Genomic DNA, 13,240 nt, shown 5'->3' with positions numbered 1-13,240 from the left:
CGGTCGGACGCATGCGTCCACGCGGCCCCGAGAGGAATGCGAGGACATCATGCCCCAGAAGGTCATCATCACCGTCGACGCCATGGGGGGCGACGACGCCCCCGGCGTCGTGCTCGAAGGCGTCGCCGACGCGCTTTCGGCCGACGAGGACCTGACCGTCATCCTGTGCGGCCCGGCCGAGGTGGTCGAGCCGTTCGCCGCCGCGCACGCCCGCTGCGAGGCGCGCGCGTGCTCCGAGGCCATCGCCATGGCCGAGCATCCGGCCAACGCCGTGCGCAAGAAGAAGGACTCCTCCATCGTGGTGGGCTGCCGCCTCGTGAAGGAGGGCGCGGCGCAGGGCTTCTTCTCCGCCGGCTCAACGGGCGCCTGCCTCGCGGCGGGCACGCTGGTCATGGGCCGCATCAAGGGCATCGCGCGCCCGGCGCTCGCCACGGTCATCCCCTCTCCCGTGCGTCCCGTCGTCATGTGCGACATCGGCGCGAACGCCGACTGCAAGCCGGAGTACCTCGTGCAGTTCGCCCAGATGGCATCGGTGTACGCCGAGAAGGTGGTGGGCATCGAGAGCCCGCGCGCGGCGCTGCTCAACATCGGCGAGGAGGACGAGAAGGGCTCGCAATTCGCCCAGGAGGCCCACCGCCTGCTCGCCGAGCGCCTGCCCAACTTCGCCGGCAACGCCGAGGGCGGCGACATCCTGCCCGCCACGTTCGACGTCATCGTGACGGACGGGTTCACGGGCAACGTGTGCCTGAAGACCATCGAGGGCACCTCCAAGACGCTGTTCAAGACGCTCAAGGGCGTCATGATGAAGAGCCTCGCCACCAAGCTGGGCGCGCTCGCCATCAAGGGCGGCCTCAAAGAGCTCATGGCGCAGGTGAGCCCCGACACCTACGGCGGCGCGCCGCTTCTGGGCGTGAAGGGGGCGCTGCTCGTGGGGCACGGATCGTCGGGCGCGCTCGCCATCAAGAACGGCGTGCTCACCACGGCGGGCATCGTGCGCGCCGACGTGGCCGGCATCATCGCGCGCACCGCGGCGGGCAAGGCCGAGGCGGCCCCTGCGCCAGGCGCGGGCGTTGGGGAAGGCGGCGCGGCATGACGAGCGAGCTGAGCGCGCGGTTCCCCGAGCAGGAGGCGTTCACCGACGAGCAGCGGCGCAAGCTCGACCGCGCCCAGGAGATCCTCGGCCATCGCTTCACCCATGAGCAGCTGCTGCTCTCGGCCATCACGCACCCCTCGGCCACCGAGGGCAAGTCGGTCAAGTACTCCTACGAGCGCCTCGAGTTCCTGGGCGACAGCATCCTCGGGGCCATCGTGGCCTCCATCGCCTTCGACCGCTTCCACGACCTGGACGAGGGCGGCCTCACGCGCATCAAGGTGGCGCTCGTGTCGGGCGCGAGCCTCTCCGATGTGGCCGACAAGCTCGGGTTCACCGACGTCATCGTGTTCGGCTCGTCGGAGACGGGCACGGGTCGGCGCGGGCTGCACTCGGCGCTCGAGAACGTCTACGAGGCCGTGGTGGCCGCGCTCTACCTGGACGGCGGCATCGAGGCGGCCGCGGCGTTCGTGCGCGAGACGCTGATCCCGCGCATGTCCGTGGACATGGCGCGCGAGCCCGAGAACCCCAAGAGCGCGCTGCAGGAGAAGCTGCAGGAGGACGGCATCACGCCCACGTACAAGCTGGTGGAGACGCAGGGCCCGCCGCACGACCGTACGTTCGTGGCGCAGGTGTTCGCCGGCAGCCAGGGGCTCGCGCGCGGGACGGGCCGCACGAAGAAGGAGGCCGAGAGCCAGGCCGCCAAGAGCACGCTCGCGCGCCTCGGCGAGTTCTTCGGCCTGGGCGTGGACGGCGAGGCCCGCGCCGAGAAGGCCGAGGCCGCCAAGCTCGCGAAGGCCGAGAAGGCCGCCGCGCGCGCCGAGGAGAAGGCCCGCAAGAAGTCCGAGCGCGAACGCGCGAAGCAACGCAACAGGCAGGGATAGCCGCCGATGTACCTGAAATCGCTCATCCTCAAGGGGTTCAAGTCGTTCGCCGACCGCAGCGTGCTCACGCTCGAGCCCGGCATCACCGCCGTGGTGGGGCCGAACGGCTCGGGCAAGTCGAACATCTCCGACGCCGTCCTGTGGGTGCTCGGCGAGCGCAATGCGAAGAACCTGCGCGGCCAGGCCATGGAGGACGTCATCTTCGCGGGGTCGTCCGCGCGCAAGAGCGTGGGCATCGCCGAGGTGGACCTGGTGCTGGACAACTCCGACGGCACGCTGCCGGTGGAGTACGACGAGGTGGCCATCACCCGGCGCATGTACCGCTCGGGCGAGAGCGAGTACCTGATCAACGGCACGCTCGCGCGCCGCATGGACGTGCTGGACATCCTGCACGACTCGGGGCTGGGCACCGGCACGCACTCCATCATCGGGCAGGGGTCGCTCGACTCCATCCTGCAATCGAAGCCGGAAGACCGCCGCGCGCTCATCGAGGAGGCCGCGGGCGTGCTCAAGCACAAGCAGCGCAAGGCGAAGAGCGAGCGCAAGCTGGCCGCGATGGACGCGCACCTGGCGCGCGTGAAGGACGTGGCCGCCGAGGTGGAGCGGCAGCTGGGGCCGCTCGAGCGCAAGGCGAAGCGCGCGCGGGCCTACCAGGGCCTCGCCGCCGAGCTCGCGGATTTGAACCTGACGCTCGCGGTGGACGACCTGCGCACGTTGCGGCGCGGCTGGGACGAGGCGTCGGCGCGCGAGCAGGCGCTTCTGGCGGAGCTCGAGGAGCGGCGCGCGGCCATCGCGAAGGCGGAGGCGGCGGCCGAGGAGCTGCAGGAGAAGATCCGCCGCGAGAGCGTGGACGCGGGGGAGCTCGCGCGGCAGCATCGGCGCGCGTCCTCGGCGGTGGAGCGCTTCGACGGCGCGACGCTGCTTCTGCACGAGAAGCGCCGCGCGGCGCAGGGCTACGAGGCTGAGCTGCGCGTGACGCTGGAGTCGAACAAGGCCAAGCGCACCCAGGCCGAGGCCGATCGAGCGCAGGCGGCCGCGCAGCTTACCGAGGTGCGGCGCGACCGCGAGGGGGCGGATGCGGCCGTTGAGCGCCTGAGTGCCGAGCAGGCCGAGAACTCCCAGGCCCGGCGCGCGCTCGAGCGCGAGGCGGAGGAGCTGGAGCGCGCGAAGCGGTCGGGGGAGCGCGAGCAGGAGACGGCGCGGCGCGAGCTGGCGAGCACGCAGGAGGCGCTCGCGAGCGGGCTCGCGCACGTGAAGCTCATCGAGGGCCATGGCAAGGAGCTGGAGCTGCAGCTCTCGCGCGCGCAGGCCGAGGCGGCCTCGCTCGCCGAGGCGGCGGCGGGTGCCGAGGCGGCGCTCGGGACGCTTGCGGAGGCCGAGGGCGCCGCGCGCGAGCGCGTGGGCGAGGCGCTCGGGGCGCGGGAGTCCGCGCGAGGGACGCTCGACGAGGCGCGCGACGCGGCCTCGCTTCTGGCGTCGGAGATCAAGGGGCTCGAGGAGCGCGAGCGGGCCGGCGCGGCGGCGGGGCCGGCGCGCGCGTGGCTTTTGGACAACGCCGGGGAGCTGGACGTGCGCCTCGCGCCCATCGCGCATGCGGTGCGCGCTTCCGAAGGGTTCGAGGAGCTGGTGGAGCGCCTGCTGGGGGCCGACGTGTCGGCGCTGCTCGTGGACGACGCGGCCCGCGCGAACGCCGTCGCGGCGGCGCTCGCGGCGCGCGACGAGCAGGGCGAGGTGGTGCTCGTGCCCCGCGCGGGCGAGCCTTCGCGCGGCTGCCCTGCGCGCGCGGCCGCGGAGGCCGGGTTGGGGCGGGCGCTCGTGGACGAGCTTTCGTATGCCGAAGAGGACGCCGCCGCTGTTGAGGCCCTGCTCGGCGACGTGGTGGTGTGCGACGACGCGGACGCGGCGTTCGCGGCGCATGCGCGGGGCGGCGTCGACGCGCGCTTCGTCACGCGCTCGGGCTGCGTCGTATGGCCGAGCGGCAAGGCGGTCCTGGGGGCCGCTGCGGCCGAGAGCGACGAGGGCGTGCTCGCCCGCGCCCGCCGTCTCGACGACCTGCGGGTGCGCCTGCATGCTGCCGAGGGGGCGCGCGCGGCTGCCGAGGAGGCTGCGGCGGCTGCCGAGGAGGCCCTGCGCGCCGCCCAGGGCGAGAGCCTGCGCCTGTCGCAGGAGCTGGCCGAGGCGCGCGGCAAGACCGACTCCGCCCGCGCCGAGGCGCGCCGCGCCGAGGAGAAGCTCGCCAGCGTGCGCCGCGAGTTCGAGGACATCGAGCGCCAGCGCGGCGAGGCCGAGCGCACCGTGGCCGAGGCCCGCCCGTCGGTGGAGGCGCTCGAGGCGCGGCTCGCGGAGCTCAAGGGCTCGCTCGAGCAGGGCGCCGCGCGCTTCGAGGAGGCGCAGGCGGCGGTGGTTCCGCTGCGCAAGGAGGCCGCGCGCCTGCGCGACGCGCTGGCCGAGGCCAAGCTCAAGGCGGCCACGCTCGCCGAGCGCGAGACGTACACCGCCCGCGTCGTGGACGCCCGCGCCCGCGACCTGGCGGCGGTGGACGCGAGCGATGCCGAGGCGCGCGAGGCGCTCGCCCGGAAGACGGTGGCGCAAGAGCGCATCGAGCCTCTGCTCGCGCTCTTCGAGGAGCTCGTGGCCAGCGCCCGGAAGTGGACGCGCGACCTGGAGGAGGCGGCCACGGCCGCGCAGGACTCCTCGGCGGGGCTGCACGGCGCCGTGAACGAGGCCCGCGCCGCCGCGCGCGCGGCCCACGATGCCTACGACGACGCGAACGCCCGCCTGTCGACGGCCCGCGTGGACAAGGGCCGCCTCGAGGTGCAGGTGGACGCCGCGGTGAACGCCATCGTGCACGAGTGCGGCGCTCCGCTCGAGCGCGCCCTCGAGCTCCCCGAGCTGGAGGACCGCGGGGCAACGGAGGACGCCGCCTTCAAGCTGCGCCGCCGCATCGCCAACATGGGCACCATCAACCCCGACGCCGCCGAGGAGTACGAGTCGCTCAAGGCGCGCTACGACTACCTGGCCTCGCAGCTGGCCGACCTCGACGGCGCGCGACGGGCGCTCTCGAAGATCGTGCACGTCATCGACGCGCGCATGAAGGACGATTTCATCCGCACCTACGAGGCCGTTGACGCGAACTTCCGCGAGATCTTCGCCGTGCTGTTCCCGGGCGGCTCGGCCGAGCTCTCGCTGTCCGATCCCGACGATCTGGAGAACACGGGCGTGGAGGTGACGGCGCAGCCCCGCGGCAAGCGCATCACGAAGATGATGCTCATGTCCGGCGGCGAGAAGTCGCTCACGGCGCTCGCGCTCCTGTTCGCGGTCTACCGCATCCGCACGACGCCGTTCTACATCCTCGACGAGGTGGAGGCCGCGCTCGACGACTCGAACCTGCGGCGCCTCACGGGCTACCTGCAGACGCTGCGCGATACCACGCAGCTCATCATGATCACGCACCAGCGGCGCACGATGGAGATGGCCGACGTGCTGTTCGGCGTGTCCATGCAGTCCGACGGCGTGACGAAGGTGGTCAGCCAGAAGCTCGAGCACGCTTTGCGGCACGCGGAATAGCGGTTCGACCTGCGGGACGGCGGCTCGGCGTGCCCGGGCTCGAGCTTCTCCCTAGCAGGAGGGGGAGGGTTCAACCTGCGCGTCTTGTCATCCTGAGCGGAGGCGACGAAGTCGCCGGAGTCGAAGGATCCCGTGCGGCGCCAGCCGAAAGCGCCACAGCTCTAGCCCAGCGGTATACTCTGGCCCTCACGTGAAACATCCGTGCTGATTCTTCCTTTGACGCACAATCAAGCGCTTCGGGGGGCGGATGCACGCGAATCGAGCCCGCCGCTGTTAAACCAAGATTGACATCGCTCAGGATGACAAGATGCGGCGTGTCAATCTTGGTTTAACAGCGGGTCGAGCCCTCTCGACACGAAAATCCTCGACGTGAAAGGGTCTCGGCGATCCGTGCGCGTGCCGGGGTTTTGCGACCTGGGAAAACGCCGAGGGCTGCTGCTCCGGGGAGCCGAAGGCCGCCCTTTTGCGCCTCCGAGCCTTTCACGTCGGAGGTTTTTTGTACATGAGAGGTCCGATTCGCGTGCAAGAGGAAACGGTCGCCGCTCTTGTGCGTCAAAGGGGAGTCAGAACATTTGTGCTGAGAAGGCTGGTGGCGGGGTTGCGTCGCGCTCCCCGCCACCGAAGATGGCTCGCTTACTTCACCAGCAGGTAGACGATGTTGGCCAGCGCCCAGATGAAGAACAGCACGCAGTTGGCCTTCGCCAGCACGTCGAGCGCCTTGTTTGACAGCTTCTCGCCTTTGACCAGCACGTCCGCGTTCAGCAGCGAGAAGAAGAGGATCATGAGCGAGTAGCTGTTCATGTTGCCCTCGTTGCCCATGACCAGCGCGTAAAAGAAACCCGCCCACGTCAGTGGCAGCATGACCAACGTGATCACCCGGAAGAAGCTCGCGTCCTGCCGTTTCCTCAGCTCAGGGTCTTTCCTCTGCTCGAACCAGCCTTTCTCCTGCCCGCTTGCAGGCGCTTCCAAATGCTCTTTAGCCATGATGAGACGCTCCATTTCCAGATAGAGTATAGTGGGGAAGTTGAAATTGTGTCCGCTTGCAAGCAGGATGATTGTAGCATAGTATCCATTATTGATATACTAGAAGGAGCGAAATGGCGAAGCCAAGCCCGTATGAGACAGGGGAGCTGTCCGACAGCATCTTCCTGATCCTGCTGGCCACGCTTGAGCCTGTGCACGGCTATCGGATCATGCAGAGCATCGAGGAGTCCACGGACGGCGCGGTGAAGGTGGGTCCGGCCACCATGTACACGACGCTCAAGAAGCTCAAGGCCGCGGGCTGGATCGCGGAGACCGCCGAGGACGAGAAGCGCATCCTCTACGCGGCCACCGCCGAAGGGCGCGCGGTCCTCGAGCGCGACTTCGAGCGGCGCAAGCGGCTGGTCGCTTTTGCGCAGGCGCGGCTGGGCGAGACGGACGGGGAGGGCCATGGCGAAGACGACCTATAGGATGTGCGGGGGCCTCGTGCTCATGCCGGGCCACGACATGGCGATGCTCAAGCGGATGAGCGCGAAGGGCTGGCACGTGACGGGGATCAACCGGGCGCTCCTGTACCGCTTCGAGCAGGGAGAGCCGCACGATTACGACTACGCGGTGGACTACCAGCGCGACTTCTCGCCCGAGGCCGAGGAGATCTTCCGCCTCGGGGGCTGGCGGAGCGTGGCCGTGGGCCCCGGCTGGCAGATCGTGCGCGCGGAGGCTGGTACCGTCCCGTTGTACACCGACGAGGACGCGCAGACGGAGACGCTCGCCGCGAGCCGCAAGGGCCTCGGGTGGACCGCGCTTCTCTGCGCGCTGGCCGCGGCGGCGCTCCTCGCGCTCGAGGCGCGGTTCTCGGCTCGGGGCGACGGGCTCTTATCGTGGGCGTGCCTCGTGGCGTGCATCGCCTTCGCCGCCGGCTTCGTGTTCTCGTTCCTGCCTTTCGTCGGGTACACGCGCACCTTACGCAAGATCCGCGCCGAGCAGGAGGCCGACCCGCGCCGCTGACGCCGATGTCCCAAACGGGGACAGTCCCCATTTGGGACATTCTCGAACTTGCGGGAACGCTGCGGTTTCGGCTCGCCCTGCCGCTGACGCGGGTCTTTCGTTGCGCTACACTGTTCCAGGTTGTTGAGAAAGGAGCCCGCATGGGATTTTTCGATAGGATCAGCGAGGGGCTGTCCCGCTCGCGCGACAAGTTCAAGGAGCAGATGAACGTCCTGCTTGACCGCGGGCCGGACTTGGACGAGGACTTCTGGGACGGCCTGGAGGAGACGCTCATCCTGGCCGATATCGGGGGAGCGGCGGCCTCGGAGATCGTGGAGAACCTGCGCGACCAGGCCACGCGCCGCGCGCTTCCCGACGCGTACGCGGTGCTCGATCTGCTGAACGACCAGATAGCGGCCACGTTCACGCCGGGCGGCGAGGATGTGCTCGGCGGCGAGCCGGCTGTGGTGCTGTTCGTGGGCATCAACGGCACGGGCAAGACCACCACGGTGGGCAAGCTCGCCAAGGAGGCCACGGACGCGGGCCGCACGGTGCTCCTCGGCAGCGCCGACACGTTCCGCGCGGCGGCTATCGAGCAGCTCGAGGTGTGGGCGCGCCGCGCCGGCGTGGAGGTGGTCACGCGCGAGCGCGGCAGCGACCCGGCGAGCGTGTGCTACGACACCCTCGAGCGCGCCGAGACGCAAGGCACCGACCTCGTGCTCATCGACACGGCGGGGCGCCTCCACACGTCGGCCGACCTCATGCGCGAGCTCGAGAAGGTGGTGAACGTGGTGCGCAAGCGCTCGCAGCTGCCCGTGTTCACCGTGCTCGTGATCGACGCCACCACCGGGCAGAACGGCCTGCAGCAGGCGCGCGAGTTCGACCGAGCGCTCGACCTGGACGGCGTGATCATCACGAAGCTCGACGGCACGGCGAAGGGCGGCATCGCGTTGGCCGTGAGCCACGAGCTGGAGCTGCCGGTGCTCAAGATAGGCGTGGGCGAGGGCCTCGACGACCTCAAGGACTTCGACGCCCACGACTTCGCCCGCGCCCTCGTCGGCGACTTCGACGAGCGCGGGTAGGGCCGACTCCATGTCATACACCCAGGTCAATGCAAATCCCGATGTGTTCGAGATCAAGGTTCCCTTCGCCAACGTGAGCACGAGCGCCACGAACTGCTTCGTCGTGATGGACGGCGGCGAGGCGCTCGTGGTGGACACGGGCGCGCCCACCGACGAGGGGGCGGGCGTGCTCGACGCCGCCCTCGACGAGCTGGGGGTAGACCGCGCGCGGGCGACGTTCTTCCTCACGCACCTGCACCTCGACCATGCGGGGCTCGTCGACCGCGTCGTGCCCGAGGGCGCGCCGCTGCTGATGAGCGCCGTCGACTTCGACGCGGTGCGCGCCTCGAGGGCCTCGACGGCCTACGACGCCTCGCGCCGCCGGCTCGTGGCGGAGGGCGTGGGCGCTTCGGACGCCTCGGGCTACGCGCGCTATGCCGTGGAGCCGCCGCTGTTCGACCCCGAGCGGGTGCGCGCGACGTTCGTCTCGGAGGGCGACGAGGTGCCCGTCGGCCGCTTCCGCTTCCAAGTGATCGAGGTGCCGGGCCATACGCCGGGGCACCTCGCGCTGTTCGAGCCCGACTCGGGCATCCTGTTCGGCGGCGACCACGTGCTGTTCGTCATCTCGCCGGGCATCGCGCCCTCGCCCGACGGCGCGGACTCCCTGCAAGCCTACCTCGACAGCCTGGCGAAGGTGCGCGCGCTCGGCTGCTCGCGGCTGTTCGTGTCGCATGGCGAGCCGCGCGACGACTTCGCCGAGCGCATCGACTGGCTCGAGGCGCACCATCGCGAGCGCCTGGAGGAGGCCGCGGGCATCGTGGCCGCCCATCCGGGCCTGACCGGCGAGCAGGTCGTCCGCCGCATCAAGTGGAACGTGCCGCACGACGCGTGGGAGGACATCTCGTTCGTGCAGCGCTGGTGCATCCTCATGGAGGGCCTCGTGATCCTCGATCACCTGGCCGACCGCGGCCTCGTGCGCCGCGAGGAGGGCGAGGCGGGCGTGCGCCGGTACTTCTGAGAGAGCCTGTTTCGCGCATATCGCGTCTGATTATGCGCTTCGCTTGCACGGCAGCCCGGCAGCCCCTACCATTGCGCGAAAGGCGAATCTCCCGAAAGGGCGCGCGAAAGGAGCGGCGATGAACGCGAAGGCGAAGGCGGGCTTGCTCGCGATGGTGCTGGCGGCTGCGGCTTTCGGAGGCGGCGCGCTGGCAGGATGCGCCGCAACCGAGCCGGCGTCAGGACCGAGCATCGGCCTCGTGAACGAGGTCACCACGCAGGAGGGCGTCGCGTTCACGCTGTACGTGGGGCTGGCCGATGCGGATACGGGCGCGCAGGAGCTCTCGTTCGACGAGGCGAAGGCCCTGGCCACGCCGCTGGTATCGGCCGTGGGCGGCGGCTACACCGTGATCGAGGCGCAAGGCGGCTTCACCGACGACGCGGGCAACCTGGTGGAGAACGGCACGCTGGTGTACACGGGCATCCATGCGGGCGAGCAGGAGGTGCTCGGCCTCATCGACGACCTGAAGGCGGCGCTCCACGTGGAGAGCATCTACGTCACGAGCGCCCAGCAGGGCTACGCCATCTACGGCGGCACCATCGCCCCCGCGGCGTAGGGAGCGGCAGGAAGAGGGGCATCACCGTTCGGGTGCGAAGGGATCCGTAGTGCGTGCCTCTGCCATGCGATGCAGCTTACGGCGGAGATCGGCCGCATCCACCGTCGGCAAGGCAAGCAGATGCTCCATTCGCAGTTGGATGTACTCGTTGAGAAGGTCGACGTATTCGTCTGCAAGGGCGCGCACGGGATGCGGCGTGAGTTCGAATTTGCGCAAAAGCGCGAGGCGATCCTTCATGTCGGCGGTCATCAGGTACTCTGCCTGGTAGTCCAGCGTCACGTCCATCTGGCCACGGTAACACGCCGCCGTGGATGCGAGGTCGGCGGCGGTCAAGCCCGAATCGATGTCGCGCATGAACAGCGCCAGGTTGTTGTCGAACACCGGCGCCGCGCCGGTTATGCGCCGCGAGGCGTTGTCGAAGAGGAAACCGAAGTTGTTCAGATGTCTATCATCGTTGGCCGTGAGCGCATCGAGCACCGACATGCCTGCGAATAGGCTGAACGCCTCCTCGCCTAACCCGAAATACACGGCTGCGGCCTCTTCGAAGGGCAGGACGCCGAACGTGGCCGCAAAGGACGTGAAGCCTGTTTCGCGACTGGTGAACAGCGGACAGGCGCTGCAGAGCGATCCGTGCCATTCAGCCAGGTCGTAAGTGGTATGATAGATCCCGAGAGCAACGGACAGCTGGGCGGCGAAAAGCTCCGCGAACGGCTCCAGCCCGTTCGTGTTGAGGGAGCCCGCCTTGTAGAGGAAGCGTTTCCCTTCGTGGATGCGCCAGGCCTTGGGGAACTGGCCGCTGGTGGTGAGCTCGCCGGAAGGGCCGGTCGGCGTTCGGGATGAGTCGACGATACCCGAAAAGGCCACGGTTGCGACGAGGTCGTCGAAATCGTTCTCGTAGAGGTTCTTCTCGGCGAACATCGCGTTCGATCCCTCGGGAACAACCCAGTAGGCATCGTTCAGGGAGAGCGCGTTGCAGGCGTCGAGTATCTGGATGGGGTCGTCGAGATGAATCCCGTATTGCCGCACGATGCGCGAGGCGTACGTCCGGTTCTTCGAGATGGTGCGCGCGCGAATCCAACGCTCCACCGAGGCGGGCTCGCCTGTCATGCGGAAGGGAAGCAGGTGGCGCTTGCCTTCATCCACCTCGGCGTTCATGCAACGCGCTCCCGTGCGTGCATCGCGCGCAAGCGTGAACCACGCCACGTCGACGTCGAAAAGCTTCAACCGGTATGTCCGCGCTTCGTCCATGGGGCCATTCTACCATGGCGGGCAAGGGGGTTTTCAGTGAGAAGGCAAGCTAGAGGCCGGCCAGCGGATCGATGGGCTTGGCGAGGAATTCAGTGAAGCTGCGCGCGCCGATCCAGCGGCCTTCGGAGAGCATGTCGGCCCAGATCGCGTTCGCCTCCGCCTCCGAAACCAAGCCGTTCTCGTATGCCTCCACGAGGATGCTCCCCGTCGTCTTGTACTTCAAGTTGAAGGCGCGGATGTAGGCGGCGGTGTCACGGAAGTTGTTGCTGGCCACGACGCCCTGATGGACGACGGCGAGCGCCATGGCCGCCGCCTCGCCGCGGCCAACCACCTTGAAGCCCGGCTTCGGTCGGCTTGTCATCTGGCGATACAGCGGGAAGGCCGGCGAGGAGAGGTCGATGTCGCGAACCTCGACGTCCGTGCTCGCAGTCAGCGCTGCCACACGCTCTTTGAAGGCGGGCGCGGTGACGCGCGAGAGCTCGTCGAGCACCGACTGGGGCACGACGACGCGCCCGGGATAGAGCCGCGTGACGATGCTTCCCTGATCGGTCCAGAGGAAGGCCGACAGGCAGTCGGTGTCGAAGAAGAGCGGCTCAGTCAACGAGCTCGCCGTCCTCGAAGGTCTCGATGAAGATGTCGTCGCGGAACCCGTCGGCCAAGAGCTCCTCCGCCTTGCCTTGCGACAGGACGCCCTCGCCGAAGAGGTCCGCTATGCGATCGATGTAGTCGCCGTCGGCCATGCGCGCCCTGCTCCCGCGGAGCGGCTCATACAGGGCCGTCGGGTAGCCGAGCCTGCGGGCGCCCGCCTTCACGTTGCGGCCGAGCGCGTCTTTCTGCGCAGCGTTCACGATCCCCTCGTCCTGCAGGCGCACGAGAAGGGCCAGGCGCGAGATGCCGAACTTCTGCTCGATGGCCACGACGGATGCGAGCAATCGCTCGTCGTTTACCGCTGCGTCCGGGGCGAGCCCCTGTGCCCGCAGCTCGTTTCGCAGGGCGTGGTAGGGCAGCAGGAAATGCGAGGCGAACGTATCGGCCGCCCACTCTGCCTCGTCGTAGCGCTTCGTACTCTTCGGGCAGACGGTCGTGGCGGCCGCGTCGTCGAAGAACAGGTGGTACAGCTCGTGGGCGAGCGTGAAGCGCTGCCGGCCGAGCGTCTGGGCGGAGTTGTACGCGATGAGCGAGAAGTCGTCGTGCTTGACGCACATGCCGCTGATGGAGTCGCCCAGCGGGTAGGCCACCGTGGTGAGCCGCGGAACCTCGCGCGCGCAGGCGAGCACGTCGATGGGGGAGAGGTTGTCCTTGCCGAAGTCGGCGCGCAGCTCCTCGGCCTGGCGCGCCGCCTCGTCCCTACGCCTCATCGCCCGCCGCCTTTTCGAGCGCTGCCATGCCCTCAAGGTTGCGCACGATGCGCCCGATGGCGGCGAGGGCGTGAAGGTCGTCGCCGGCGAGCCCGTCCGCGCGGAACGCCACCGCCTTTCCCACAGGTGCCTGGCTGCTCTCGCCGATCAGGTCGTCGAGCGAGCAGAAGAACAGATCGCACAGCTTTTCGAGCGAGGCTACCCCGAGCGATCGCTGCCCGCTCTCCACCTTGCTCACGAGCGTCTGGTCAATCCCGAGGTACCGCGCCATGTGCTCCTGCGTGAGCCCGCGAAGCTTGCGCATGCGCTTGACGTTCGCCCCCACGACAACGTTGATGTCCGCCATACGGCTGCCTCCTTTCAATGGGCAGTATAGCATGGATGTCATATTCAATACAAAAATGAAAGTTTAAAATATGACAACCGGTCAATTTGGGCGCATCAAACCACC

The 13,240-nt window shown here is 68.8% G+C and carries 13 protein-coding genes; 8 read left to right on the top strand and 5 right to left on the bottom strand.

What is annotated here, in order from left to right:
• The first annotated feature begins 49 nt into the window (after window positions 1–49).
• From plsX to smc, 3 genes are read left to right on the top strand one after another with little or no spacing between them, the layout of a single operon-like run.
• Window positions 50–1,093: a phosphate acyltransferase PlsX gene (plsX, locus tag FX134_RS03485; protein WP_080797640.1), complete on the top strand. Its 1,044-nt coding sequence runs from the start codon at window positions 50–52 to the stop codon at window positions 1,091–1,093.
• On the top strand, window positions 1,090–1,974 hold the full coding sequence (gene rnc, locus FX134_RS03480) for a ribonuclease III (RefSeq protein ID WP_080797637.1): 885 nt from the start codon (window positions 1,090–1,092) through the stop codon (window positions 1,972–1,974). Before plsX ends, rnc begins: the two co-directional genes overlap by 4 nt.
• A 6-nt stretch (window positions 1,975–1,980) precedes the next feature.
• Window positions 1,981–5,541 carry a chromosome segregation protein SMC gene (gene smc, locus FX134_RS03475; RefSeq protein WP_080797635.1) on the top strand — a complete coding sequence of 1,187 codons (3,561 nt, stop codon included), beginning with the start codon at window positions 1,981–1,983 and terminating at the stop codon, window positions 5,539–5,541.
• A 633-nt stretch (window positions 5,542–6,174) separates the two neighbouring features.
• Here the strand turns inward: smc and FX134_RS03470 are convergent.
• Window positions 6,175–6,525, bottom strand: a complete 351-nt coding sequence (locus FX134_RS03470; RefSeq protein WP_080797633.1) for a hypothetical protein — start codon at window positions 6,523–6,525, stop codon at window positions 6,175–6,177.
• A 113-nt stretch (window positions 6,526–6,638) separates the two neighbouring features.
• Between FX134_RS03470 and FX134_RS03465 the strand changes: the two genes are divergently transcribed.
• The 5 genes from FX134_RS03465 to FX134_RS03445 all read left to right on the top strand — a co-directional run bounded on the left by FX134_RS03465 (window position 6,639) and on the right by FX134_RS03445 (window position 10,183).
• Window positions 6,639–6,992 (top strand): PadR family transcriptional regulator, encoded by a 354-nt coding sequence (locus FX134_RS03465; protein WP_080797630.1) that lies wholly within the window; start codon window positions 6,639–6,641, stop codon window positions 6,990–6,992.
• Window positions 6,973–7,530 (top strand): DUF2812 domain-containing protein, encoded by a 558-nt coding sequence (locus FX134_RS03460; protein WP_080797627.1) that lies wholly within the window; start codon window positions 6,973–6,975, stop codon window positions 7,528–7,530. Before FX134_RS03465 ends, FX134_RS03460 begins: the two co-directional genes overlap by 20 nt.
• A gap of 140 nt (window positions 7,531–7,670) precedes the next feature.
• A complete protein-coding gene (ftsY, locus tag FX134_RS03455) occupies window positions 7,671–8,591 on the top strand; it encodes a signal recognition particle-docking protein FtsY (protein WP_080797625.1) in 921 nt (306 codons plus the stop codon).
• A gap of 10 nt (window positions 8,592–8,601) precedes the next feature.
• Entirely contained in the window at window positions 8,602–9,588 is a 987-nt protein-coding gene (locus tag FX134_RS03450; protein ID WP_080797623.1) for an MBL fold metallo-hydrolase, read from the top strand.
• Window positions 9,589–9,706: 118 nt separating this feature from the next.
• Window positions 9,707–10,183 (top strand): hypothetical protein, encoded by a 477-nt coding sequence (locus tag FX134_RS03445; RefSeq protein ID WP_080797621.1) that lies wholly within the window; start codon window positions 9,707–9,709, stop codon window positions 10,181–10,183.
• Window positions 10,184–10,204: 21 nt separating this feature from the next.
• On the opposite strand, the gene FX134_RS03440 is transcribed toward FX134_RS03445, so the two are convergent.
• Genes FX134_RS03440 through FX134_RS03425 form a run of 4 tightly spaced genes read right to left on the bottom strand, consistent with a single transcriptional unit; the run spans window position 10,205 to window position 13,135 of the window.
• On the bottom strand, window positions 10,205–11,431 hold the full coding sequence (locus tag FX134_RS03440) for a hypothetical protein (protein WP_232050829.1): 1,227 nt from the start codon (window positions 11,429–11,431) through the stop codon (window positions 10,205–10,207).
• A gap of 49 nt (window positions 11,432–11,480) precedes the next feature.
• Entirely contained in the window at window positions 11,481–12,032 is a 552-nt protein-coding gene (locus tag FX134_RS03435; RefSeq protein WP_080797619.1) for a hypothetical protein, read from the bottom strand.
• Window positions 12,025–12,789, bottom strand: coding sequence for an ImmA/IrrE family metallo-endopeptidase (locus tag FX134_RS03430; protein ID WP_080797617.1), 765 nt, complete (start codon window positions 12,787–12,789; stop codon window positions 12,025–12,027). Before FX134_RS03430 ends, FX134_RS03435 begins: the two co-directional genes overlap by 8 nt.
• Window positions 12,779–13,135 (bottom strand): helix-turn-helix domain-containing protein, encoded by a 357-nt coding sequence (locus FX134_RS03425; RefSeq protein ID WP_172623360.1) that lies wholly within the window; start codon window positions 13,133–13,135, stop codon window positions 12,779–12,781. The genes FX134_RS03430 and FX134_RS03425 overlap by 11 nt, the downstream gene beginning before the upstream one ends.
• Window positions 13,136–13,240: the final 105 nt, after the last annotated feature.

This window comes from Arabiibacter massiliensis, assembly GCF_902386925.1.
Lineage (GTDB): Bacteria > Actinomycetota > Coriobacteriia > Coriobacteriales > Eggerthellaceae > Arabiibacter > Arabiibacter massiliensis.
The sequence above is the reverse complement of the archived record's forward strand: the minus strand, read 5'-3'. Positions and strand labels throughout refer to the sequence as shown.

Excerpts from the sequence above, each read along its gene's own strand:
- plsX (WP_080797640.1), top strand. The coding sequence starts at position 50 with ATGCCCCAGAAGGTCATCATCACCGTCGACGCCATGGGGGGCGACGAC.
- rnc (WP_080797637.1), top strand. The coding sequence starts at position 1,090 with ATGACGAGCGAGCTGAGCGCGCGGTTCCCCGAGCAGGAGGCGTTCACC.
- smc (WP_080797635.1), top strand. The coding sequence starts at position 1,981 with ATGTACCTGAAATCGCTCATCCTCAAGGGGTTCAAGTCGTTCGCCGAC.
- FX134_RS03470 (WP_080797633.1), bottom strand. The coding sequence starts at position 6,525 with ATGGCTAAAGAGCATTTGGAAGCGCCTGCAAGCGGGCAGGAGAAAGGC.
- FX134_RS03465 (WP_080797630.1), top strand. The coding sequence starts at position 6,639 with ATGGCGAAGCCAAGCCCGTATGAGACAGGGGAGCTGTCCGACAGCATC.
- FX134_RS03460 (WP_080797627.1), top strand. The coding sequence starts at position 6,973 with ATGGCGAAGACGACCTATAGGATGTGCGGGGGCCTCGTGCTCATGCCG.
- ftsY (WP_080797625.1), top strand. The coding sequence starts at position 7,671 with ATGGGATTTTTCGATAGGATCAGCGAGGGGCTGTCCCGCTCGCGCGAC.
- FX134_RS03450 (WP_080797623.1), top strand. The coding sequence starts at position 8,602 with ATGTCATACACCCAGGTCAATGCAAATCCCGATGTGTTCGAGATCAAG.
- FX134_RS03445 (WP_080797621.1), top strand. The coding sequence starts at position 9,707 with ATGAACGCGAAGGCGAAGGCGGGCTTGCTCGCGATGGTGCTGGCGGCT.
- FX134_RS03440 (WP_232050829.1), bottom strand. The coding sequence starts at position 11,431 with ATGGACGAAGCGCGGACATACCGGTTGAAGCTTTTCGACGTCGACGTG.
- FX134_RS03430 (WP_080797617.1), bottom strand. The coding sequence starts at position 12,789 with ATGAGGCGTAGGGACGAGGCGGCGCGCCAGGCCGAGGAGCTGCGCGCC.
- FX134_RS03425 (WP_172623360.1), bottom strand. The coding sequence starts at position 13,135 with ATGGCGGACATCAACGTTGTCGTGGGGGCGAACGTCAAGCGCATGCGC.